General features: G+C 72.9%; 25 protein-coding genes. 12 read left to right on the forward strand and 13 right to left on the reverse strand.

Translation table 11 applies throughout. The annotated features are described in order from the left end of the window. Positions 1–21 precede the first annotated feature (21 nt). Positions 22–1266: a PP2C family protein-serine/threonine phosphatase gene (locus ACGIF2_RS10695; RefSeq protein WP_396046362.1), complete on the forward strand. Its 1245-nt coding sequence runs from the start codon at positions 22–24 to the stop codon at positions 1264–1266. An 80-nt stretch (positions 1267–1346) separates the two neighbouring features. Here ACGIF2_RS10695 and ACGIF2_RS10700 read toward each other — a convergent pair whose 3' ends face one another. The 5 genes from ACGIF2_RS10700 to ACGIF2_RS10720 all read right to left on the reverse strand — a co-directional run bounded on the left by ACGIF2_RS10700 (position 1347) and on the right by ACGIF2_RS10720 (position 6654). Further along, complete coding sequence (locus ACGIF2_RS10700) at positions 1347–3635, reverse strand: glycoside hydrolase family 3 N-terminal domain-containing protein (RefSeq protein WP_396046364.1); 2289 nt, start codon at positions 3633–3635, stop codon at positions 1347–1349. A gap of 136 nt (positions 3636–3771) precedes the next feature. After that, positions 3772–4905 (reverse strand): class I SAM-dependent methyltransferase, encoded by a 1134-nt coding sequence (locus ACGIF2_RS10705; RefSeq protein ID WP_396046366.1) that lies wholly within the window; start codon positions 4903–4905, stop codon positions 3772–3774. After that, positions 4902–5288 (reverse strand): YchJ family protein, encoded by a 387-nt coding sequence (locus ACGIF2_RS10710; protein WP_396046368.1) that lies wholly within the window; start codon positions 5286–5288, stop codon positions 4902–4904. Before ACGIF2_RS10710 ends, ACGIF2_RS10705 begins: the two co-directional genes overlap by 4 nt. A 62-nt stretch (positions 5289–5350) precedes the next feature. Then, positions 5351–6280, reverse strand: a complete 930-nt coding sequence (locus ACGIF2_RS10715; protein WP_396046370.1) for a cation diffusion facilitator family transporter — start codon at positions 6278–6280, stop codon at positions 5351–5353. Continuing rightward, positions 6277–6654 (reverse strand): ArsR/SmtB family transcription factor, encoded by a 378-nt coding sequence (locus ACGIF2_RS10720; protein ID WP_396046466.1) that lies wholly within the window; start codon positions 6652–6654, stop codon positions 6277–6279. Before ACGIF2_RS10720 ends, ACGIF2_RS10715 begins: the two co-directional genes overlap by 4 nt. A 147-nt stretch (positions 6655–6801) precedes the next feature. On the opposite strand from ACGIF2_RS10720, the gene ACGIF2_RS10725 reads away from it, so the two are divergent. Next, positions 6802–7251, forward strand: coding sequence for a hypothetical protein (locus ACGIF2_RS10725; RefSeq protein ID WP_396046372.1), 450 nt, complete (start codon positions 6802–6804; stop codon positions 7249–7251). Between the two features lie 143 nt (positions 7252–7394). Next, positions 7395–8312: a universal stress protein gene (locus tag ACGIF2_RS10730; RefSeq protein WP_396046374.1), complete on the forward strand. Its 918-nt coding sequence runs from the start codon at positions 7395–7397 to the stop codon at positions 8310–8312. A gap of 15 nt (positions 8313–8327) precedes the next feature. Here ACGIF2_RS10730 and ACGIF2_RS10735 read toward each other — a convergent pair whose 3' ends face one another. Both ACGIF2_RS10735 and ACGIF2_RS10740 read right to left on the reverse strand, forming a co-directional pair. Beyond that, positions 8328–8975, reverse strand: coding sequence for a hypothetical protein (locus ACGIF2_RS10735; RefSeq protein WP_396046376.1), 648 nt, complete (start codon positions 8973–8975; stop codon positions 8328–8330). A gap of 75 nt (positions 8976–9050) precedes the next feature. Next, a complete protein-coding gene (locus ACGIF2_RS10740; protein ID WP_396046378.1) occupies positions 9051–9797 on the reverse strand; it encodes an SDR family NAD(P)-dependent oxidoreductase in 747 nt (248 codons plus the stop codon). A gap of 96 nt (positions 9798–9893) precedes the next feature. Between ACGIF2_RS10740 and ACGIF2_RS10745 the strand changes: the two genes are divergently transcribed. Further along, complete coding sequence (locus tag ACGIF2_RS10745) at positions 9894–10667, forward strand: HAD family hydrolase (RefSeq protein ID WP_396046380.1); 774 nt, start codon at positions 9894–9896, stop codon at positions 10665–10667. Here the strand turns inward: ACGIF2_RS10745 and ACGIF2_RS10750 are convergent. After that, the gene (locus tag ACGIF2_RS10750; protein WP_396046382.1) at positions 10653–12161 is read right to left on the reverse strand and encodes an MATE family efflux transporter; all 1509 of its coding nucleotides are present in this window, start codon (positions 12159–12161) and stop codon (positions 10653–10655) included. The genes ACGIF2_RS10745 and ACGIF2_RS10750 overlap by 15 nt on opposite strands. A 188-nt stretch (positions 12162–12349) precedes the next feature. On the opposite strand from ACGIF2_RS10750, the gene ACGIF2_RS10755 reads away from it, so the two are divergent. The 4 genes from ACGIF2_RS10755 to ACGIF2_RS10770 all read left to right on the forward strand — a co-directional run bounded on the left by ACGIF2_RS10755 (position 12350) and on the right by ACGIF2_RS10770 (position 14825). Then, positions 12350–12964 carry a DUF2510 domain-containing protein gene (locus tag ACGIF2_RS10755; RefSeq protein WP_396046384.1) on the forward strand — a complete coding sequence of 205 codons (615 nt, stop codon included), beginning with the start codon at positions 12350–12352 and terminating at the stop codon, positions 12962–12964. A 94-nt stretch (positions 12965–13058) separates the two neighbouring features. Further along, a complete protein-coding gene (locus tag ACGIF2_RS10760; protein ID WP_396046386.1) occupies positions 13059–14027 on the forward strand; it encodes an SPFH domain-containing protein in 969 nt (322 codons plus the stop codon). 83 nt (positions 14028–14110) lie between these two features. Then, on the forward strand, positions 14111–14299 hold the full coding sequence (locus tag ACGIF2_RS10765) for a hypothetical protein (protein ID WP_396046388.1): 189 nt from the start codon (positions 14111–14113) through the stop codon (positions 14297–14299). Positions 14300–14333: 34 nt separating this feature from the next. Continuing rightward, positions 14334–14825, forward strand: a complete 492-nt coding sequence (locus ACGIF2_RS10770; RefSeq protein ID WP_396046390.1) for a GNAT family N-acetyltransferase — start codon at positions 14334–14336, stop codon at positions 14823–14825. A 22-nt stretch (positions 14826–14847) separates the two neighbouring features. Here ACGIF2_RS10770 and ACGIF2_RS10775 read toward each other — a convergent pair whose 3' ends face one another. Next, positions 14848–15315 carry a MarR family winged helix-turn-helix transcriptional regulator gene (locus ACGIF2_RS10775; protein WP_396046392.1) on the reverse strand — a complete coding sequence of 156 codons (468 nt, stop codon included), beginning with the start codon at positions 15313–15315 and terminating at the stop codon, positions 14848–14850. 62 nt (positions 15316–15377) lie between these two features. Between ACGIF2_RS10775 and ACGIF2_RS10780 the strand changes: the two genes are divergently transcribed. Further along, positions 15378–15749: a VOC family protein gene (locus ACGIF2_RS10780; protein ID WP_396046394.1), complete on the forward strand. Its 372-nt coding sequence runs from the start codon at positions 15378–15380 to the stop codon at positions 15747–15749. A 26-nt stretch (positions 15750–15775) separates the two neighbouring features. On the opposite strand, the gene ACGIF2_RS10785 is transcribed toward ACGIF2_RS10780, so the two are convergent. Continuing rightward, positions 15776–16267 carry a MarR family winged helix-turn-helix transcriptional regulator gene (locus ACGIF2_RS10785; RefSeq protein ID WP_396046396.1) on the reverse strand — a complete coding sequence of 164 codons (492 nt, stop codon included), beginning with the start codon at positions 16265–16267 and terminating at the stop codon, positions 15776–15778. A gap of 77 nt (positions 16268–16344) precedes the next feature. Here ACGIF2_RS10785 and ACGIF2_RS10790 point away from each other — a divergent pair, with 77 nt between their 5' ends. Beyond that, positions 16345–17562, forward strand: a complete 1218-nt coding sequence (locus ACGIF2_RS10790) for an amidohydrolase family protein (protein WP_396046398.1) — start codon at positions 16345–16347, stop codon at positions 17560–17562. Between the two features lie 144 nt (positions 17563–17706). On the opposite strand, the gene ACGIF2_RS10795 is transcribed toward ACGIF2_RS10790, so the two are convergent. Both ACGIF2_RS10795 and ACGIF2_RS10800 read right to left on the reverse strand, forming a co-directional pair. Then, positions 17707–18432: a hypothetical protein gene (locus ACGIF2_RS10795; RefSeq protein WP_396046400.1), complete on the reverse strand. Its 726-nt coding sequence runs from the start codon at positions 18430–18432 to the stop codon at positions 17707–17709. A 25-nt stretch (positions 18433–18457) separates the two neighbouring features. Then, positions 18458–19000, reverse strand: coding sequence for a hypothetical protein (locus ACGIF2_RS10800; RefSeq protein WP_396046402.1), 543 nt, complete (start codon positions 18998–19000; stop codon positions 18458–18460). A 140-nt stretch (positions 19001–19140) separates the two neighbouring features. Between ACGIF2_RS10800 and ACGIF2_RS10805 the strand changes: the two genes are divergently transcribed. Both ACGIF2_RS10805 and ACGIF2_RS10810 read left to right on the forward strand, forming a co-directional pair. After that, positions 19141–19560 (forward strand): YciI family protein, encoded by a 420-nt coding sequence (locus tag ACGIF2_RS10805; protein ID WP_396046404.1) that lies wholly within the window; start codon positions 19141–19143, stop codon positions 19558–19560. After that, positions 19533–20867, forward strand: coding sequence for an RNA polymerase sigma factor (locus ACGIF2_RS10810; protein ID WP_396046406.1), 1335 nt, complete (start codon positions 19533–19535; stop codon positions 20865–20867). Before ACGIF2_RS10805 ends, ACGIF2_RS10810 begins: the two co-directional genes overlap by 28 nt. 43 nt (positions 20868–20910) lie before the next feature. Here ACGIF2_RS10810 and ACGIF2_RS10815 read toward each other — a convergent pair whose 3' ends face one another. Beyond that, positions 20911–21183: a hypothetical protein gene (locus tag ACGIF2_RS10815; protein WP_396046408.1), complete on the reverse strand. Its 273-nt coding sequence runs from the start codon at positions 21181–21183 to the stop codon at positions 20911–20913. Positions 21184–21415: the final 232 nt, after the last annotated feature.

Consider the following 21415-nt stretch of genomic DNA (forward strand, 5'->3'; position numbering starts at 1 on the left):
GGGGCGTGACATCGTTGCTGGGTGAAGCGTGCCCCCCTCGTCGACATCTCTGCCCTGCTCACGGCCGCGGAGGACGTCTCCCCGGCCGAGGCGATGTCCGCCGCCACGGACGCGCTGCGCCGCACCCTCGGCGTCGAGTCCGCCTCGTTCCTGATCGCCGACGCCGCCGGCAACACACTCGTCGACCACGCCGACCTCGACGCCCGCTACCCGCTCGACAGCACCGACCCGGGACGCGCCTGGCGCGAGCAGCGGGTGGTGCACGACGCGCAGGGGCGCACCTACGCACCCGTCACCGTGCGTGGCGACGCCCTGGGAGTCCTTGCGGTGCAGATGCCCCCGCACGGCCCTGACGCAGACACCGCGGACGTCGTCGACGGCGAGCTCGACCCGGCGTCGGCCGAGCAGCTCGCGGCGGTGGCGCACGCTCTTGGCTACGTCCTGGTCGCCAACCAGCGCCACACCGACAGCTACGAGACGGCCATGCGCTCGGCCGACTTCACCCTGGCCCGTGAGATCCAGCGTCGGCTGCTGCCGCTCGGTTTCGTGTGCGAGGGAGGTTCCTTCACGATCGCCGGCTGGCTCGAACCCTCTGCCAGCGCCGCCGGCGACACCTTCGACTACGTGGCGTCCGCCGACCGGCTCGTCGCCACCCTCACCGACGCCGTCGGGCACGACCTCAACGCCGCCCTGCTCGCGACGCTCGCGGTGAACGCACTGCGCAACGCCCGCCGACAGGGCGCCGACCTGGCCGAGCAGGCCCACGCCGCCAACACGGCACTCATCGACCACGGCATCCGCGGTGCCGGCGACTACGTCACCGGGATCCTCCTGGAGATCGACCTCCGGTCCGGCCACGACGAGGACGACGACGACCGCACCGTGGTCCGGATCATCAACGCCGGGCACCCCGGCGCCCTCCTGCTCCACGACGGCCACGTCACCCGCGTCGCGCCGGCCAACAACCCGATGCTCGGGTTGCGGACGCACGAGTACCAGGCCCAGGAGATCGAGATGCACCCAGGCGACCGGCTCCTCCTGATGACCGACGGCATGCTCGAGCGCAGCGCCGCCGCCTTCGACCTGCCCGGGGCGCTCCGCGACACCGCCGACCGGCACCCCCGCAACGTCGCGCAGGACATCTCACGCACGTTCCTCGAGACCGTCGGCGCCGACGTCCAGGACGACGCCGCCCTGCTGCTGCTCGAGTGGCACGGCGGCACCACGAACCGCCGAACCAGCCACGGGTCAGACAGCACGCGATAGCCACTCATCGGTGGTGTCCTTCCGAGGGAGCTGGGGCCACAGGACGTGGGTCCCCAGCTCCGACGGCAGGGGGACCGAGGTCAGTCGGCCGTGACGGTGAAGCCCGCGCGCAGCAGCACCTCGGTGCGCGAGGACGGCCCGACCAGCAGCTCGAAGGCGCCCCGCTCGACCACCCGGCGACCCTCGGCGTCCACGAGCGTGCAGTCCGCCACCGGCAGCTCGATGTCGACCGTGCGCGACTCGCCCGGTGCGAGCTCGACCCTGCGGTACGTCTTGAGCTCCTTGTCCGCCCACGTGACCGACGTGACCGTGTCGCTCACGTACACCTGGACCGTCTCGATCGCCGGACGCTCGCCCGTGTTGTGCAGCGTGACCTGCGCCTTCACCACGTCGTCCGGCGTGACCGACGGGGTCAGGACGCGCAGGTCCGCGTACTCGACAGTCGTGTACGTGAGCCCCTCGCCGAACGCGAACGCCGGGCTCTGCGTGAGGTCGGCGTACCGGGTGCCGTGCTGGCCGCGGATCTGGTTGTAGTAGGTGGGCTGCTGGCCCACGTGCCGGGCGAACGAGATGGGCAGCCGACCGGACGGCTCGATCAGCCCGAGAGCGAGCTCGGCGACCGCCCGGCCGCCGCGCATGCCCGGGTTGGACGCGTAGACGATCGCGGACGCGCCCAGGGCCGAGGGCGGCAGCACGAGCGGCTTCGAGGCGATGACCACGACGACCATCGGCGTCCCGGTCTCGGCCAGCGCGTCCAGCAGCGCGACCTGCCCGCCGATGAGCTCGAGGGTCGCGGTCGACCGGCACTCGCCGATCAGCTCGATGCGGTCGCCCACCACGGCCACCACGTAGTCGGCGGCCTGCGCCGCGGCGACGGCCTCGGCGATCATCGCCGCGTCCGGGTCGGCGGGGATGACGACGTCGGGTCGGGGCTGGCCGTCGGGGAAGAAGGCGCCCTCGGGGTCGGGGCCCACGGTGAGGATGTCGGCGCCCCGCGCGTGCGTGACGGTCCAGCCGGCGGGCACGTGGTCACGGAAGCCGTCGAGCACGGTCTGGGTCATGTGACGCGGCATCCCCCCGACCATCCAGTCGACCTGGCCGGACGCGCCGGCCCAGTCGCCGAGCTGCGTCTGGGGGTCGTCGGCGTTGGGGCCGACGACCGCGACCGTGCGGGCGGTGCCGTCACCGACCGCGCGCCCCGTGCCGTCGGCGGTGAAGCCGCCGGCCAGCGGCAGCACGCCGTCGTTGGTGAGCAGCACGAGCGAACGGCGGGCCACGTCCAGGTTGAGGGCGGCGTGCTCGCCGGTGCCGATCACCTCGGCCTGGCGGGCGACATCGGGCAGGCGCGGGTCCTCGAAGAGGCCGAGCTCGAACTTCAGCGTGAGGATGCGGCTCACGGCGGCGTCGACGTGCGCCTCGCTCACCAGGCCGCGCGCGACGGCCTCCTGCGCCCCCTCGAAGAACTGCGGAGTCGTCATGACCATGTCGTTGCCGGCACGCAGCGCGGCCGCGGAGGCCTGGACGTAGTCGGGGAACAGGTTCTGCTCCCAGACCATGCGACCCACGTTGTCCCAGTCGGTCACGAGGGTGCCGGTGTAGCCCCACTCGCCGCGCAGCACGTCGTTGAGCAGCCACTGGTTGACCGTGATCGGCACGCCGTCGGTCGACTGGTAGCCGAGCATGAACGTGCGGCAGCCCTCACGGGCCACCCGCTCGAACGGCGGCAGGAACCACGAGCGCAGCTTGCGGCGCGAGATGTCGGACTCGCTCGCGTCGCGGCCGCCCTGCGTCTCGGAGTAGCCCGCGAAGTGCTTGGCGCACGCCAGGATCGCGGTCGGGTCGTCGAGCCCGTCGCCCTGGTAGCCGCGCACCATCGCCGAGGCCATCTCACCGATCAGGAACGGGTCCTCGCCGAACGTCTCGCTGACCCGGCCCCAGCGCAGGTCGCGCGCGATGCAGAGCACGGGCGAGAACGTCCAGTGGATGCCCGTCGCGGCGACCTCGACGGCGGTGGCGCGGGCCACCTGCTCGACGAGGTCGGGGTCCCAGGTCGCGGCCATGCCGAGCTGGGTGGGGAAGATCGTGGCGCCCTCCCAGAACGAGTGGCCGTGGATGCAGTCGTCGGCGACGAGCAGCGGGATCCGCAGCCGGGTCTGCTCGGTGAGCGCCGCGGCCTCGAGCACGCGCTCGGGGGACGTGTGCAGCAGGGAGCCGACGTGCAGGTCCTGCACCAGGTGCGGCACGCCCTCCTGCGCGTTGAGCTGCAGCATCTGACCCACCTTCTCGGGCAGGGTCATCCGGCCGACCAGGTCGGCGACCCGCTCCGAGACGGGGAGCGTGCTGTCGAGATAGGGCAGCAGGTCGGTCACAACGGGTCCTCTCGAGGGCGGCACGGGCTGGCGAGCACGCTAGCCGTCGGCGGTGGCGCGTGTCGAATCGATTCGACCCGCGGACCGCGAGCGGTTCCGGGCGGGGCGCCGACACCCCGGCCACACCCCCGTCAGATCACGCGCGCCTCGACACCGTGACCGTGAACTTGGGGCCGCGCCCGGCCTGACGCGTCGGCCCGACCGCACGCTCGAGCACGGGCCGGTACTGCAGGTGCGAGTTCCACACGACCCACAGCTCCCCGCTGCGGCGCAGCACACGGGCCGCGTCGGCGAACAGCGCGCGGGACGCCCCGGGGTGCACCGCGGCGCCGACGTGGAACGGAGGGTTGAGCACCACGAGGTCGACCGAGGCGTCCGGCACCGACCCGGCAGCATCGGTGCGGACGACCTGCACGCGGTCAGCGACACCGTTCGCCTCGGCGGTGGCCCGAGCCGAGGCCACGGCCGCGAAGGACTCGTCGGTCGCGATGACCTGCAGATCGGGCCGGGCCTGCGCGAGCGCGACCGCGAGAACCCCCGTGCCGCACCCGAGGTCCACGGCCGACGTCGCCGTCGGGGCCATCTGGCCCAGGTGCTCGAGCAGGAAGCGCGTCCCGATGTCGATACCCGTGCCCGCGAACACGCCGCCGTGCGCGCACACCGTCAGCCCCAGGTCCGCGTGGTGCTCGCGAGCGGGCCACGAGGCGGCGGGGCGATCAGCGGCCGGTCGCGGGTCGGAGGCCACCAGCACGCGGGACTTCTGCCGCGCGAGCCGCGCCTCGACCGTGCCGAGGTGCCGCGCGAGCACGTCGTTCATCGCGCGGCTCATGTGCTTGAGCCGCCCGCCGGCGACCACCACGACCCGCGGGTCGGCGTGGGCCGCGATCAGCGCCGCCACCTCGTCGAGGGCGTCGAGCGAGCGAGGCAGCTGGAGCAGCACCACGCGGGCACCCACGACCAGGGACGCGTCGAGCCCGTGCGACGTGAACGTGCCCGACGCGCCGACCGCCTCGGCGTTCGCCGCGAGCGCGAGCTCACCCGTGAGCCGGTCCTGGTGGGTGCGGATCCCGGTCGTGCCGTGCTGCGCCCACGCGCCGAGGGTCAGGGCGCCGTAGCGGTCGCCGATCACCACGACCGTGCCGTCCGGGGCGTCGGCGAGCGCCGGCGCCGCCTCGTCGAGGATCAGGCGGTCGCTCGCGTCGACCGCGTACAGATTCGGCGCCTCGAGGTCCGGGTAGCGGCGCAGCGCGTCGAGCACGTCCTCGCTCATGACACATCTCCATCCAGGTAGGTCCACGCCCCGGCCGTCCCGCCGTCACGGGCGAAGCGGCTGAGCTCGTGCAGCTCGCCGGGTCCGTCGGGCGAGCGGTGGTACGCCCGGAACTCGACGGTGCCCACGGTGTCGAGCAGGCCCCCGCGCGCGGCCGCGAGCACGTCGAGGCGGTACCAGCGCACGTCGGGGTCGAGCTCGAGGTCGGTGGGGCGGGTGCTCGGGTGCCACGTGCGCAGCAGGTACGCGGCGTCCCCGACGGCGAACGCGCTGAACCGCGAGCGCATCAGCGCCTCGGCGGTCGGGGCGGTCGCGTCACCGCGGTGCAGGGGCCCGCAGCACTCGTCGTACGGGAGCCCGCTCAGGCAGGGGCATCGGTTCACACCCCCATTGTCCCCGGCACGGCGCAGCGCTCCGTCCAGCGCTCCGTCCAGCGACAGCAGGGTCAGGCGTGGCTGGGGGCCTCGTGGTCCCGGTGGGTCACGGGCTCGATCTGGAACGTCGAGTGCTCGACGGGCACGTCGAAGTGGGTCGCGACGCACTCCTGCAGGTCGTCGAGGATCCGGGCGGCGTGGCCGTCGCGGAAGCACCCCTCGTCGACCACGACGTGCGCGCTGATGATGGGCAGGCCGGTCGCGATCAGGGACGCGTGCAGGTCGTGCACCGAGTTCACGTGGTCCACGTCGAGCAGGTGGGACCGCACCTGCTCGAGGTCGAGCCCCGGGGGCGTCGTCTCGAGCAGCACCGAGGCCGTCTCGCGCAGCAGCCGGACCGCGCGCGGCACGATCAGCGCCCCGATGAGCAGGCCCGCGACGGCGTCGGCCTGCTGCCAGCCGGTGGTCGCGATGACGATCGCGGCGACGATCACGCCCACCGACCCCAGCGCGTCGTTGAGGACCTCGAGGAACGCGGCACGCATGTTGAGGTTCGCCTTGCGTCCGCTCGCGAGCACCAGGAGCGACGCGATGTTGCCGACCAGTCCGATGACGCCGAAGACGACGAGCTCGCCCGACGGGATCTCGGGTGGGCTGAACAGCCGCTGCACGCCCTCGACCAGCACGTACACGCCGACGGCGAGCAGGACCGCGGACTGCGCGAGCGCGGCCAGCACCTCGGCCCGGCGGAACCCCCACGTGCGCGTGGGCGACTCGGGTCGCAGCGTGAGCGACGCCGCGAACAGGGCCAGAAGGAGCCCCGCGGCGTCGGTGAGCATGTGCGCGGTGTCGACCAGCAGCGCGAGGCTGCCGGTGAGCAGCGCACCGACGGCCTGCGCGACGAGGATCGAGGCTGTGATCCCGAAGGCGACAGCGAGGCGTCCACGGTGATCTTCGGCGCCCGCCGCGAGCCCGTGCGCGTGGCCGTGGTCGTGGCTCATCGGGCGGGACGCAGGTGGCGGCACAACGTCACGCGCGATCCGGTGGCCTCGAGCAGACCCTCGGTCGCGGCCAGCAGGGTCGTCAGGCGATCGGGCTCGACGATCGAGTACATCGACGCGCGGCCGACCGGGCGCGACTCGACCAGGCCGCACTCGCGCAGGCAGGCCAGGTGCGCGCTGACCGTGCTCTGCGCGAGCCCCAGGTGCTCGGTCAGCTCGCGCACGCGGTGCGGCCCCGAGAACAGGTGCTGCACGATGAGCAGCCGGGTGCTGTCACCGAGCGCCCGGAACAGGGCCCCCGCGGGGGCGATCGCCGCCGCCTCGTCGAGCGCGCCACCCGCCTCGAGAACGCCGATCTCGCCTCCACTTTGCATCGTCACTCGACGATGATAGCGCCTCAGGACTATCGCCGTGGCCGGTCCTGCTCCCGCGTCAGACCGCCCTGCGCGTCACGCACCCGCCGTCGCCGCACCTGGTGCAGACTGGCGCGCTCCCCACCCGCCGACGAGAGGGTGCATGCCGTGACCGACCAGCGCAGCCCCGCGGGCACGGAGAACGGCGCCTACGTCCGGTTCCAGAGCCCGGCACCGAACCGCCGCGGGCACCACTCCGGGCTGTTCGCGCTCGCGAACGGGCTCGCGCGCGACGGCCGCCTGAGCGACGACGACCACACCTGGTGGCGTGCGGCCAACGCCCGCTGCGAGGCCACCTACGCGGACCCCTCGAGCGTCGACCCGAGCTGCTACGACCCCCGCACCAACCCCGGGGCGCGCGCCTGGTTCCGCACCGACGCCACACACCTGGTCGCCCTCGCCCGGGGCTATCTCGACCTGCTCGACCGGTACGGCGTCGCGTGGGAAGAGCTGCGCACCGACGACCCCGGGCTCGTCGTCTACGCCGACGACGTGCAGGTCGTCGCGGTCCCTCGACCCCCGAACCGCACCCGCCAGGGAGCCGTCCGCGCGACGTGAGGCGAGCCCGGCGAGGTGCCGGTGATCATCACCCCGCACGTCGAGGACGAACGTCCCGGCCACCGTTCGACCCCCCAGTCGTACGTTCGGGGTGTCAGCGGGGCGGCAACGACGCCAGCACCGCACGAGCAGGAGGTATGGCCATGACGGCGAAGCCTGTTGTCCTGGTGGGCGTGGACGGCTCAGCCGCCAGCCTGCACGCGCTCGACTGGGCCGCCGCCGAGGCGCGGCTCCGGGGGCATGCCCTGCGCATCGTCAGCGCGTACACGCTCCCCGCGGGATCGGCCGCGTCGCTCGACGGCGGCTACGCGATCACGGGAGCGCACGCGGTGGTCGACGAAGCGACCACGCGGGCCGTCGAGGTCGGCGGCATCGAGGTCTCGGGGACGGTCGCCACGGGCGACGCCGCGGGGGTGCTCGTCGAGATGTCCCACGAGGCCGGGCTCGCTGTGGTCGGCACCCGGGGCAGGGGTGGGTTCGCCAACCGCCTGCTCGGCACCGTCTCGTCCGGCCTGCCCGCGCACGCCTCGTGCCCGACGGTCGTGGTTCCGCTGCGCGGGACGCAGCGCGGCCAGCAGGTGCCGGCCGACGCCGCCGTGCCGCCCGTGCGCCCGGTGCGCCGGATCATGGTGGGCGTCGACGGCTCTCCGCAGTCCCAGAACGCGCTGCGCCGGGCCATCAGCGAGGCCGAGGAGTGGGGTGCCGAGCTGACCGCGGTCGCCGGTGTCCCGATGCCCGGCAGCAGCTCCACGATGGCGTGGATGAGCGCCGCCGTCGACACCGCGAAGCTGCTCGAGGACGTCGCCGTGGCGCTGGACGTCGAGGTGGACCGCGCCCTCGTGGGTCACCCCGGTGTCGAGGTGAAGCGGCGCGTGGTCGACGGCAACGGCGCGGAGCTGCTCATCGAGCTCTCGTCCACGGTCGACCTGGTCGTGGTCGGGTCCCGCGGGCGGGGCGGGTTCACCGGGCTGCTGCTCGGCTCGACCAGCCAGGCCGTGCTGCACCACGCGATGTGCCCGGTGATGGTCGTGACCAACCGCTGCCGCGACGAGGAGCAGTGACGGGGGTCAGCCGCCTCAGATCGGACGGGCCGTGGCGAGCAGCACGGGCTCGGCCTGCTCCGGCCACGTGCCGACCAGCGCGGGGAGGGCGCTGCCGTGCACGTCGAGGTCGAGCACCCGCAGCACCGTGAGCTCGGCCCCGCCGATCAGGATCGTGGTGGCTCTCCCGGTGGTCGAGCACGGCACGGGACCGTCGACCGGCGGCGCCGGCGCGTCGGTCGCCGACCCGGCCGGCTCGGCGCGGACCACTGTCGAGGGGGTGCGCGGCTGGTGCTCGCCGTCGGGCGTCACCACGACCTCCTCGGCCTGCACGGCGTCGCCGAGCACCACGGAGGCGAGCGTCGCCGCGTAGACGGGGTCGGTGCAGGCGTCGTACACCCAGCGGGTGCCGAGCACCGAGTGCTCCATGGTGCCGACCAGCCACGGGTCAGCACCCGGCAGGGGTGCGTCGCGGTAGGTCAGCGGCACCTGCAGCACCGTGTCGTCGGCCCGGACCAGGATCGTCTCGACCCCGACCTCGCCGGCCGGGTCGTCGAACCGGTACGCACCGACCCGGTCGAGCGGCACGTCGGCGTCATGGGCGAACCAGGGCTGCGTCGGCAGCCACCCCGCCAGGAGCTCGAGCTTGGTCGGGTGCAGCTGCGCTGAGTACAGGATGGCCACGGCCCGATCCTAGGACGACCCTGGTCCGGTCCGGCGGTTCTGCGCGATCCCGGCACGTCGTCACGTGCCAGGCGGTCACATGCGCAGGAACGAGGCGCCGTTGAGGTCCAGGACGGTGCCGCTCGCGAGCTCGGCCTCGGGCGACGCGAGGTAGAGGACCGCAGCGGCGACCTCCTCCGGGGTGGCGACCCGACCGAGCGGGCTCTCCGCGCGACGCTGGTCGCCCTCAGGCCCGGCCAACCTGGTGGCGGCCATGTCCGTGGCCACCCAGCCGGGCGCGACCGTCGTCACCGCGATCCCCCGGTGCCCGAGAGCGCGGGCGAGCGACTGCGCGAACGCGACCAGCCCGGCCTTGCTCGCGCCGTACGCGGGCTGCCCGGGCTCACCGCGGAACGCGCCACGCGAGGACACGTTGACGATGCGGCCGCCGTCGGGCATGTGCCGCACCGCGCACCAGGCGACGTTCGCGGCGCCGACGAGGTTGACCCCGAGCGTCTCGGCCCACGCCCGTTGCCACTCCTCGTAGGTGGTGTCCTCGATCGGGTGCGACACGAAGACGCCCGCGTTGTTCACCAGCACGTCGATCCGGCCGAGCTCGGCCGCCACCTCCTCGACCATGCTCCGGACGGCCGTCGGGTCCGCGAGGTCGGCCTGGGCCATCAGGTGCCCGGCGCCGTCGAGCGAGGCCAGCGTCTGCTCCGCGGCGGCGGTGGACCGCCCGTAGTGCACGGCCACCCGGTCGCCGGCTGCGGCGAACGCGCGCGCCGTCGCCGCACCGATCCCTCGTGACGCCCCGGTCACCAGCACTGCACGTCCGGCCATCGGCACAGCGTGGCAACGACAGCCCTGCCGCGCCAGTCGTGGACGGGACCGGCGATCGAGCACCCGGGAGGTGCGCAGGGGTGAGAGGGTCGCGCCATGACGTCGCCGGCACCCGACATCCCCCCGCGGTTCCGCGGGGTCCTGCTCGACTGGCGCGGGACGCTGGTCGTGGGCCCGTCCCCGCGGTCGCTCGTGGTGCGGGCGCTGCACGTGACGGGCCGCGACGCCTCGCCCGACGCGGTGGCGGGCGTCCTGGAGCAGCTCGCCCAGGCCGACGACACCGCTGTCGCCTCGTCCGCCATCGACACCGACGCCGCCCTGCACCGATCGGCGTACCTGGCCTGGTTCCGCGAGGCGGGCCTCGACGACGAGCTCGCCGCGGCACTGTACGCCGCCGAGTCCGACGTGCTCGACAACCCCTTCGCGCACGACGTCGGGCCGCTGCTCGAGGCGTTGGCCGACGCCGGGGTGCGGGTCGCAGTCGTGAGCGACATCCATGTCGACATCCGCCCGGCCTTCGCAGCGCACGCCAGGCCCGACGGTGGCACGTGGGCCGACCTCGTCGACTGCTGGGTGCTGTCGTCCGAGCTCGGCGTCGCCAAGCCCGATCCCGAGATCTTCCGCGCGGCACTGGCAGGGCTGGCCCTGGCGGCGGCAGAGGTGCTCATGGTCGGCGACCGGGGAGCGTGGGACGGCGCGGCGGCCGACCTGGGCATCACCACCCTGCTCGTGCCGCCGCTCCGCTCAGCCGAGGACACCCGCCTGCAGCGCGTGATCGACCTCGTCCTGCCCGGTGCCTCACTCAGCCGGTCACCGCGTGGTCGGACGACCGGACCGATCGAGCGGACGGATCCCTCAGGCGTCCGATGACGCGCGCGACCCTCCACGAGACGCGGCGTCGACGGGCGTGATCGTGGCGTCGAGGGCGTCATCTGCGCCCACCGGCACGGGGATCATCGCCTCGACGACCGCCGACCCCTCGATCGGCCCCTCGATCGCCATCACGTCGGGAGCCAGGTCGCCCACGACGACCGGGTCGACGGCGAGCCGGCGGTGCGCGCGGAGGTAGGCCGGCACGAGCAGCACGACGGCGCCGATCCACGCGAGCGGGTTGCCCCAGACGACCCCGTTGAAGCCGAACGCGGCACCGAGCACGATCGCGGCGCCGACGCGCATGACGAGCTCCACGACGCCGGTGAGCGTCGGCACGAATGTCTGCCCGAGGCCCTGCAACGCACCGCGCAGCACGAACAGGACTCCCAGCAGTGTGTACATCGCGCCGTTGACGACCAGGAGGTGCGACGCCATCGTGACGACATGCTCCTCGCCGGCACCGACGAACAGGCTGACGATGGGGCCGCCCGCCGTGATGAGAACGGCGCCGATGACGATCGCACCGGCGACGGACATCCCCGCGGCCTGCACGACGCCGGTCCGGATGCGGTCCGGTCGCTGGGCGCCGTAGTTCTGGGCGGTGAACATCGACACAGCGAGACCGAGCGACGCGAGGAGGGCGACAGCGAGCCCGTCGAGTCGGGTCCCCGTCGTGTAGGCGGCCACCGCGGACGAGCCCAGCTGGTTGAGCCGCACCTGCACGGCGATCGTGCCGATCGCGATGATCGAGGCCTGGAACCCCATGGGCAGACCGAGCCGCAGGTGCCGGACGAGGTCGTGACGCGTGACGCGCCAGTCGTCGCGGTGCACGTGCAGCACGGGAACTCGGTGCCGGACGTACACCAGGCACAGCGCGACGGACACCGCCTGCGAGATGACGGTCGCGAGCGCCGCGCCACCCACCCCCAGCCCGAGCCCGCCGACCAGGGTGATCACGAGCACGATGTTGAGCGCGCAGCTGAGCGAGAGGAACAGGAGCGGGGTGCGGGAGTCGCCGATGGCCCGGATGATCGCGGAGAGGTAGTTGAAGAACATCACGGTGGCCGAGCCGAGGAAGCTGACCACCGCGAAGGTCGTCGCCTGCGGCACGAGCTCCTCGGGGGTGCGCAGCAGGTGCAGCGCGGGTCCGGCGACGAGGGTCGCGCCGACCGTCAGGACGACGCTGGTCGCAGCGGTGAGCACAGTCCCGGCCGCCACCGACCTGCGGACCGCGGGCATGTCCCCCGCGCCGAACGCCTGCGCGGTGGGGATCGCGAAGCCGGACGTCAGTCCCCACGCGAAGCCGAGGAGCAGGAAGAGGAAGCTGCCTGTCGCCCCGACGGCGGCGAGCGCGTCGACCCCGAGCACCCGGCCCACGACGATCGCGTCGACCACCTGGTAGAGCTGTTGGACGACGTTGCCCACGAGCAGCGGCACCGCGAAGGCGAGGATGACGCGCCACGGACTTCCTGTGGTCAGGACCTTGGGCATAGCTGACGAACCTCGCGAACAACGGGTCAGAAGCGGATGGGACGCCCCCGGCAGACCGTTCGGCGCCCCTGGATCGTATCGTTACGATCGACGATTCCCCCGCATGAATATCGGGAACCGCACGGCTGAACGAGTGACCCGTTCGTGGGCGGCTCAAGATGCACCCGAACCAGGTCGACACACCGCACATGACGACACCCGCCACGATTCCGCCCGGCTGGTACCCCGACGGCGTCACCGCCGGCCACCTCCGCTGGTTCGACGGTGTCGAGTGGACGGCGCACACCACCCCGACGCCGCCCACGGTGGACCCGGCGCCATCGGCACCCGCTGGATCGGGCGACGGACATCCCGCGTTCGCCCAGCCGTACGCGGGGCAGCGGTTCGAGGCGCAGCCATCCGCGGGGCAGCCGTCCGCAGCTCAGTCGTCCGCCGGGCAGCCGTACGCAGCACAGCCGTCGGCGGGGCAGCCGTACGCAGCGCAGTCGTATGCGGGGCAGTACGCGGGTCAGCCGTTCCCGACGCAGACCTACGGGGCGCCGGTGCCGGACCACGGGCCGTCCTCGGCGATGCACTGGATGCTGCCCGTCGGGCGCTCGTGGCAATCGGTGACCGCCGGGTACCTGGGCCTGTTCTCGCTCGCGATCTGGGTGCTCGGCCCCGTCTCGATCGGCATCGGCGTCTGGGCGCTCGCCCGCGCGAAGCAGGGCGGCCACGGCCGCGGGCGGGCGATCACCGGCATCGTCTGCGGGTTGCTCGGCACGACTCTGATGGTCTGGTTCGTCACGACCGGTTCCGCCTGAACCCTGCTGCCCGAACGAGCCTCACGGCGACCTCTAATGTGATATCACTTTGCTATGCCGTCGCACGGGCGACGTCCGCAGAGAGGATCACGCGATGAACGAGAGCACCACGCCGCCGCAGGAGTCGGTCGGTGGCGAACCGGCCGGGCTCCCGGTGGGGCATGACGGCACCCGCGTCGACGTGACGGAGCGCCTGGCCTGGTCATCGGGCGCCGGTGGCGCCGTGGTGGCGCTGCTCGTGACCCTCGCGCTCGGCGCCGGGGCGATCTGGCTGTTCGTGGCGTCCGAGTCGGGGTCGACGACCAACGACGCACTGGTCGTCCTCGGCGTGGTGCTGATGGCCGCGGCCTGCCTGCCGCTCACCGGCCTGTCCGTGCTCAGCCCCGGGCAGACCCTCGTCGTCCAGCTGTTCGGCCGCTACCTCGGCACGATCCGCCGCACCGGCCTCGTCTTCACCGTTCCCGTGACCACCCGCAAGCGGGTCTCGGTGCGGGTGCGCAACTTCGAGACCAACGAGCTCAAGGTCAACGACGCGGACGGCAACCCCATCAACATCGCCGCGATCGTCGTCTGGCAGGTCGCCGACACCGCCAAGGCCAGCTTCGCGGTCCAGGACTACGGCGACTTCGTCCGGGTGCAGTCCGAGTCGGCGCTGCGCCACGTCGCCATGTCCCACCCCTACGACCAGGCCGACGAGGGCGAGGAGACGCTGCGCGGCGCGACCGACCTCGTCTCGGACGAGATCGCGGCCGAGGTCGCGGCCCGCGTCGCCATCGCCGGGGTCGAGGTCATCGAGGCCCGCATCTCAAGTCTTGCCTACGCCCCAGAGATCGCCCAGGCCATGCTCCAGCGCCAGCAGGCCGGCGCGATCATCGCCGCCCGCTCGCGCATCGTCGAGGGCGCGGTGTCGATGGTCAAGGACGCGCTCGGTCGACTCGAGAAGGACGGCATCGTCGTCCTGGACGACGACCGTCGGGCCGCGATGGTCTCCAACCTGCTCGTCGTGCTGTGCGGCGAGAGCCGTGCGACACCCGTCGTCAACGCGGGCTCGTTGTACTCATGACGTCGGAGGGTCCCGCTGGGGGGGCGGACCCGGAGGACACGTCGCCGCCCGCCACCCCCGCGCGGGCGGCGACACGCAAGTCCGTGCTGCTGAGGCTCGACCCGGCGGTGCACGACGCGGTCGCCCGGTGGGCAGCGGACGACCTGCGCAGCGTCAACGCCCAGATCGAGATGCTGCTGCGCCGCGCGCTCGACGACGCGGGACGGCACCCGCGCGGCGCGCAGCCGCAGCGACGGCCCGGGCGTCCGCGGTCGTCCGACCCGGACGCGTAGCGGTTCGGGTGCAGACCCGCCCAGGGCTGCCACGATGGCTGCCATGCAGCTGCGTCCGGCCACCTCGGCCGACCTGGACCTTCTCGAGCGGCTCCTGGTCGAGGCGTTCAACTGGACCGGCGAGGCGCGGGTCACGCTCGCGCAGGTGCGCGGAGACGCCGCTTTCACCCACCACCTGGCCGGCTGGCAGCAGCCGACGGACCTGGGGGTCGTCGCGCAGACCCCCAGGGGGATCGCCGTCGGTGCCGCGTGGGCCCGTCTGGTCCCGGCGTCGAAGGCCGGGTACGGGTTCGTCGGCGAGGACGTGCCCGAGCTCGGCATGGCGGTGCTCGCGCCGTACCGCGGGCAGGGCGTCGGGTCGCTGCTGCTCGACGCGTGCCTCGCGCGGCTGCGGGACGCGGGCCACGCCTCGGTCAGCCTGAGCGTGGAGGACGGCAACAGCGCCGCTCGTCGGCTCTACGAGGCACGCGGCTTCCGCCCGGTCGGCCGCTCCGGATCCTCCGACACGCTCCTGCTCACCCTCTGACGCCCGGTCGAGCGGTCGCGGCTCAGCGGGGTGCGCCGGGCTCGGTCCCGTGCGGCTCGAGCGCCCGTCGGCACGAGGTCAGCGCGGCGAGCAGCTGCTGCTTCTCGATCGAGCCGAGCGCCGCGACCATCTGCTCCTCGACCTGCCGGACCGCGCTGCTGGCGACGTCGAGGCGCTCCCGTCCGAGGTCGGTCAACCGGGCCGGGAGGGCCCTGCCACGCTCGGCCCGGTCCGGACGGACCACCAGCCCGCGTTCTTCGAGGCCCTGCAGCACGCCGTTCATGGACTGCCGGCTGACGAACACCCCGCGCGCGAGCTCGGCGTTGGTCAGCGACGGGTGCTGCTTGAGCAGCTCGAGGCACGCGTACTGCGGGACGGTCAGGTCGAGGGGGCGCAGGACGCCGTCCATCGAGGAGCGCAGCACGGCGGCGGCCTGCTTCAGGGCGTAGCCCACCGACTCGTCGAGGGGGCCGAGAACTACTTGCGCCATGTCAACATCCTGACACACTGGGGATGTCAGGACCATGACATCGAGCAGCACCTGGAGAACCCATGACCGTGACCGGACCCGACTTCATCGCCCTGCAGGTGCGCGACCTGCCCCGATCGGCGGACTTCTACGAGACCCGGCTCGGGCTGCGGCGCACGCCGGCGAGCCCGCCCGGAGCTGTCGTCTTCGCGACCGAGCCCATCGCGTTCGCCGTCCGCGAGCCGCTCCCCGGCGTGGACCTCGACTCCGCGCACCCGCGGCCCGGAGTCGGCGTGGCGCTGTGGCTGCACGCCACGGACGCGCAGGCCCTGCACGACGACCTCGCCGCGGCCGGCGTGCCGATCCTCTCCGCCCCGTCCGACAGCCCCTTCGGCCGGGCGTTCACGTTCGCCGACCCGGACGGGTACGCGGTGACCGTCCACGACAAGCCGTGACCCACGCCGCCGCCGCCACCCCGACGTCACTCGGACAGGCGGGCGGTCGCCTGGTCGTACTTCACGAGCAGGCGGGCGAAGGTCAGACGGTCCTCGTCTGACCAGTCAGCGGTGATGTGGACGAACGCAGCTCGCTGCTGACGACGGAAGCGCCGACGCAGCGCGTCGCCCTCGGGAGTGATCGCCAGGAGCGTGCGACGCCCGTCGTGCTGCGACGCACGGCGTTCGAGCAGGCCGGCCGTGATGCAGTCGGAGACGGCCCGGCTGGCGGCCGAGGGGTCGATGCCGAGCCGCTCCGCCACACCGCCGACCGTCATCTCGCCAGGCTCCTCGTCGACGATGTTGAGCACGATGTTGCGGCTGAGGTCCTTGCGGCTGGGCGCCGGATCGTCCGAGATCTGGGTCGTGCGCCGGCGCAGCCGGGAGAAGGCGGCTCCGACCTCGTCCAGCAGGCGGTCCTCGTCCCACTCGTCGTGGTCGCCAGGCTCGGTGGCTCCTCGCTGATGCGGTCTCTCCATGTCCACGACCCTACCCGATAGTTGCGCTGACGCACATATGTGCATAACGTCATGCATTCAACGCCAGGGAGGCCACCATGATCACCACCATCACCGACGCCCGACTCTTCGACGGTGTGCGCGTCCTCGACGCCACCACCGTCACCCTCGAGGGCGACCGCATCGTCGACGTCGGCGGGCCCGTCTCCTCGGCGGCCGAGGTCGTGGACGCCCGCGGCGCCACGCTGCTGCCCGGGCTCATCGACGCCCACGTCCACACGTCCGAGCGCGCCCTCGCCCAGGCCCTCCGGTTCGGCGTCACCACAGAGCTCGAGATGCAGGGCGCGATGACGGGCGACACCCAGCGTCGGGTCGGCGCCGACCCTCGGCTCGCCGACGTCCGCTCGTCCGGCTTCGCGCTGACCCCGCCGGGAGGGCACCCCTCCGAGCTCTTCCCCGCGGGCGAGCGACCCGGCGGCCCGCCCCGGAGCGAGGGGCCGGCACCCGTCATGCCGTTCGTCACGACCCCGGACGAAGCTGTCGCCTGGATCCCCCGACTCGTCGATGCCGGGTCGGACTACATCAAGCTGATGATCGACGACGGAACCGTCGAAGGGCACCCCGGCCTGCCGTGCCTCGACCAGGCGACGGTGGACGCAGCTGTCCGCGAGGCTCACCGGCTCGGGCGGATCACCGTCGCGCACGCGCTCACCATCGACGCGACGATGTCCGCGGTGCGCGCGGGCGTCGACGGTCTCACCCACCTGTTCATGGACCGGCCGCACACCCCCGAGGTCGTCGCGGCGTTGGCCTCCTCCGGCGCCTTCGTCGTGCCCTGCCTCGTGCTCGACGCCTCGATGATGGGGCTCACCGGCGAGGCCTTCGCCGCCGACCCACGGGTGTCGTCCCGTCTGGACCCGGCGTGGCTCGCCACGCTCAGATCGAGCATCGCCCGCTACCCCGTGGGGAACCTCGACGACGTCCTCGCGTCGGCGGCCGCGCTGCACAGCGCCGGGGTCGACCTGCTGGTCGGCACGGACGCATCCGTCCCCGTGCCGTACCTGGGCGGGGTCGCCCACGGCGCGAGCGTGCACCACGAGCTCCAGCTCCTCGTCCGCGCCGGCCTGACACCCGTGGAAGCGCTGAGCGCCGCCACCTCGGTGCCGGCACGTCGCTTCGGCCTCGACGACCGGGGACGGATCGCCCCCGGTCTGCGGGCGGACCTCCTGCTCGTCGACGGCGATCCGACCACCCGCATCGCTGACACGCTGGCGCTGCGCACCGTCTGGCGGGCGGGGGTCGCCAGCTCGCTCTGATCGCACGCACGCTCCCCTCCTGGGGTGCGGTTGGCGGTGCTGAGGCGCCGTCCGCCCCCAGGGGGGACGCTCGTCGGGCGAGCATGCGTGGACCAGACCGCCTGGACCATCGTGGACGACCGGCTCCGACCGCACCGGACACCCTCAGAGATATCCGCCCACCGCATCGCCTGGCGCGTCCACCAGGCGCTCGAGCGTGCCCCTGAACAGCAGCGCCTCACGGCCGGGTAGCCGCACCAAGAGCCACGGCGTGTGCGACACGGGGCACTGGAGAGCCTGGACGGTGGCAGTCGGGATGACGGGGACCATCGCGACGACCTCGGGCTCAGCGGCGTGCAGATGGCGTGAGGTGTAGGCGTCGGTCTCGATCCCGCGCATGCCGATCGTGCTGAGGCACACGCAGCCGCGGACGCACTCCACCTGCGTGGACCGCAGCTGGTCCACGTACTGGCGGGTCGCTTTCGCCTGCAAGCCCCGCAGCAGGTGCGGGCCTGCCGCACCACCGATCACTGTGGCCAGCCACACCAGCGGCCACGCGACCGCGTCGAACGTGGCCATGTTCGCCTGGTAGGCGTCCGCGAGCAGCACCTCCATGACGACGGACACCACCGCGACGGCCCCGAAGAAGGCGAGGGTGCCGCCGGTGATGGCCCCGCCGAGCCAGCGGACCCGATCGGGGATGTTCGCCGCGACGTCGGGCATCAACGCACGAGCGCCGGACAGCACGCGGGCGTCGACCGCCGACAACCCCCTCCCCTGCGGCAGCCGCCACAGGTGCCACACCACGAACGCCCCCAGCGCACCACCGAACGTGATCCAGTGGGACAGGCCCGTCAGGGTGCAGAGGACGGCCACTGCGGTCGCGCACATCGCAGCAACCAGCCCCGGGGTGTGCTCATGCCACCACCCGCCACCCGCCTCGCGCTCCTTGAGGAGTGCGCGAAGCTCCCGCGCGCGAGGCCGGAACGCCGCCATCACCTCGAGCACGAGAAGGGCTGGCGTGGTCACCGCGGGCCTCGAGACGGTCGACGACATCACGCGTCGGACACAGGTCGTCTTCGGGGAACGGCATCATGTCGATCACCGCACGCGCCGACCGACCCAGGGTGGTCGCCGCAGACTCCACGTCCGAGGTGGACCGGTGGAACACGTCGGCGACGACGTTCCGCCGGAGCACGACCATGGTCGGCTCCGTCACTGCGGCCACATCCCTCCACACGCTGTCGGCGAGCTCGGACTGACCTGCCTGCTCCGCGGCGGCGGCGAGCAGATAGCGATGGACGACCATCGCAGGGCCGTCGACCTTCTGCCCGGCGCGATGGAGCGCGGAGAGCGCATCGGCATCCCCCAAAGCAGCCCACGCCGCCAACGCGATGATGTCCCGCCACGAGTGGCTCGTGGCGTCCAGCACGGAACGCTCGACCCGCAGGTGCATCATCAGCGCAGACAGTGATCTGCATCACATGTCAGGGCGTCACGTGAGCCAGACGGCCGGGCCTGATGTCGATCTGGTGGTTCCCCGTTCGACCCATGGGTGAGAGGGTCCGAGAGGGACCCTGCACACACCGGGAGACGACCATGAAGTACATGCTGATCATGCGCACCACGGACGAGGGCCTCGCGTCGTTCGCTGACGTCGACTTCGACACCATGCTCGAGACGATGGGCCGGTTCAACGACGAGCTGATCTCCGCCGGGGTCCTCGTCGCCGCGGAAGGCTTCGACGACGCCTCGCAGGGGGTCGTCGTCGACTACTCCTCGCTGCCGCCCGTCGTCACCGACGGCCCCTACGGCGAGACGAAGGAGCTGTTCGGCGGGTTCTGGATCCTCGACGTCGCCTCGCAGGAGGAAGCGGTCGAGTGGGCGACGCGGGTACCGACGGTCGGGCCGGGCCTGAAGACCGAGATCCGCCGCATCGCCAGCATCGACGAGTTCCCGCAGGACAACCCCTGGGTCCAGAGGGAGCGGGTGTGGCGCGAGGCGACCGGGCAGCTCTGAGCCGCCCGGGCGGCGGCCGCGACGCCGTCGAGGCGGTGTGGCGGATCGAGTCCGCGCGCATCGTCGCCACGCTCTCGCGGTTCACCGGCGACTTCGCACTCGCGGAGGACGTCGCGCAGGAGTCGCTGGCCGAGGCGCTCGTGACCTGGCCGCGCGACGGGGTTCCGCAGAACCCCGCCGGTTGGCTGCTCACCGTGGGCCGACGCCGCGCGATCGACACATTCCGTCGCCGCTCGGCCCTCGACGAGCGGTACGCCACGCTCGCCCGCGACCTGGGCGAGGGTGGCGGCACGCCCAACGGCACCGGCGCGTCGGCGGACGTCGACCTGCTGTGGGACCCGGACCAGATCGACGACGACGTGCTGTCGCTCATGTTCATCGCGTGCCACCCGGTGCTGTCCCGGGAGGCCCAGGTCGCCCTCACCCTCCGTGTCGTGGGCGGGCTCACGAGCACCGAGATCGCGCGGGCCTTCCTGGTACCGACGGCCACGATGCAGGCCCGGATCACCCGCGCCAAGAAGACGCTCGCCGCCGCACGCGTGCCGTTCGCAGCCCCGTCGCCCGACGAGCGCCGCGCGCGGCTGAGCTCGGTGCTCAGCGTGCTGTACCTGATCTTCACCGAGGGCTCGACCGCGACGTCGGGCAACGACTGGATCCGCCCCGACCTGGCCCGTGAGGCGGTCCGGCTGACCCGCGAACTGGCGCAGCTCGTGCCCGACGAGGCCGAGGTGCACGGCCTGCTCGCGCTCCTCGAGCTCACCGCCGCAAGGTTTCCCGCCCGGGTGCGCGGAGACGGCGCGCCGGTGCTGCTCGAGGACCAGGACCGCAGGCGGTGGGACCGCGCGGCGATCCGCCGCGGACGGGCCGCGCTGGCCACGGCAGGGCGCGTCGGCCAGGGGCTCGGCCCGTACGGCGTCCAGGCCGCGATCGCCGAGTGCCACGCGGTCGCGCCGTCCGTCGAGCGCACCGACTGGGAGCGGATCGTGCTGCTGTACGAGGCGCTGGGCCAGCTGGCACCCTCCCCCGTCGTCGAGCTCAACCGGGCGGTCGCGCTGTCCATGGCACGCGGCCCGGCGGTCGCACTGCCCGCCGTCGACCGCCTGGTCGCCGACGGCAGCCTCGACGGCTCGCACCTGCTGCCGAGCGTCCGCGGCGAGCTGCTCCGACGCATGGGGCGGCTCGACGAGGCGCGACGCGAGCTCGAGCTCGCCGTGCGGCTGTGCACGAACGAAAGCGAGCGCGGCCTGCTCCACGACAAGCTCGTCACCTTGGTCAGCGGGGCTGATCGAAGCCGCTGGTCCGGCTGACGTCAGCCCTGCTCCGACACCCTCTCGCCGACGACCAGCCGAGTCACCGCCGCAGCTGTCGACGCCTCCGCACGACGAGTCCGATGATGACGGCGAGCGTGGCGACGACGACGAGTCCGATGAGCACGACCTGGCCGGTCGAGACGTCCTGGCCCGTGTGCTCCTTGTCGGTGTCCTGGTGCGGACCGTCGACGTTCCCGCCGTAGCCCGCCGACGGCGTCGTGGTCTCCCCCTCGGACGGGGTCCCGGACGTGGCCGCGTCGACGGTCCCCGCCCGAACGGCACCAGCGGCCGAGGCCGACGCGGACTCCGGCACGGAAACCGCTGGCGCAGCGACGACCAGCGAGACCAGGAGTGACAGCGGGACGAGGAGGGCGACCGTCGCTCGTCGACGTCGTCTCGCCCAGGACCGTGTCTGGACCGGCGCGGGGTCTGACGGGCGTGAGGGCATCGAGGTCATGCGCGACATCGTGCGCGCACTCACCGCGACCCGCACGTGGAGCTCGGACCCGACCGCCGAAGGGTCGGGTCCGCCGGGGCGGCGCCGG

The sequence above is a fragment of the Cellulomonas sp. P22 genome (assembly GCF_044392165.1).

Bases quoted from the DNA above. Each gene is read 5' to 3' on its own strand.
- ACGIF2_RS10730 (WP_396046374.1), top strand. From the start codon at position 7,395: ATGACGGCGAAGCCTGTTGTCCTGGTGGGCGTGGACGGCTCAGCCGCC.
- ACGIF2_RS10790 (WP_396046398.1), top strand. From the start codon at position 16,345: ATGATCACCACCATCACCGACGCCCGACTCTTCGACGGTGTGCGCGTC.
- ACGIF2_RS10805 (WP_396046404.1), top strand. From the start codon at position 19,141: ATGAAGTACATGCTGATCATGCGCACCACGGACGAGGGCCTCGCGTCG.
- ACGIF2_RS10745 (WP_396046380.1), top strand. From the start codon at position 9,894: ATGACGTCGCCGGCACCCGACATCCCCCCGCGGTTCCGCGGGGTCCTG.
- ACGIF2_RS10760 (WP_396046386.1), top strand. From the start codon at position 13,059: ATGAACGAGAGCACCACGCCGCCGCAGGAGTCGGTCGGTGGCGAACCG.
- ACGIF2_RS10770 (WP_396046390.1), top strand. From the start codon at position 14,334: ATGGCTGCCATGCAGCTGCGTCCGGCCACCTCGGCCGACCTGGACCTT.
- ACGIF2_RS10800 (WP_396046402.1), bottom strand. From the start codon at position 19,000: ATGATGCACCTGCGGGTCGAGCGTTCCGTGCTGGACGCCACGAGCCAC.
- ACGIF2_RS10705 (WP_396046366.1), bottom strand. From the start codon at position 4,905: ATGAGCGAGGACGTGCTCGACGCGCTGCGCCGCTACCCGGACCTCGAG.
- ACGIF2_RS10795 (WP_396046400.1), bottom strand. From the start codon at position 18,432: ATGTGCGCGACCGCAGTGGCCGTCCTCTGCACCCTGACGGGCCTGTCC.
- ACGIF2_RS10715 (WP_396046370.1), bottom strand. From the start codon at position 6,280: ATGAGCCACGACCACGGCCACGCGCACGGGCTCGCGGCGGGCGCCGAA.
- ACGIF2_RS10780 (WP_396046394.1), top strand. From the start codon at position 15,378: ATGACCGTGACCGGACCCGACTTCATCGCCCTGCAGGTGCGCGACCTG.
- ACGIF2_RS10720 (WP_396046466.1), bottom strand. From the start codon at position 6,654: ATGCAAAGTGGAGGCGAGATCGGCGTTCTCGAGGCGGGTGGCGCGCTC.
- ACGIF2_RS10750 (WP_396046382.1), bottom strand. From the start codon at position 12,161: ATGCCCAAGGTCCTGACCACAGGAAGTCCGTGGCGCGTCATCCTCGCC.
- ACGIF2_RS10755 (WP_396046384.1), top strand. From the start codon at position 12,350: ATGACGACACCCGCCACGATTCCGCCCGGCTGGTACCCCGACGGCGTC.
- ACGIF2_RS10785 (WP_396046396.1), bottom strand. From the start codon at position 16,267: ATGGAGAGACCGCATCAGCGAGGAGCCACCGAGCCTGGCGACCACGAC.
- ACGIF2_RS10740 (WP_396046378.1), bottom strand. From the start codon at position 9,797: ATGGCCGGACGTGCAGTGCTGGTGACCGGGGCGTCACGAGGGATCGGT.
- ACGIF2_RS10775 (WP_396046392.1), bottom strand. From the start codon at position 15,315: ATGGCGCAAGTAGTTCTCGGCCCCCTCGACGAGTCGGTGGGCTACGCC.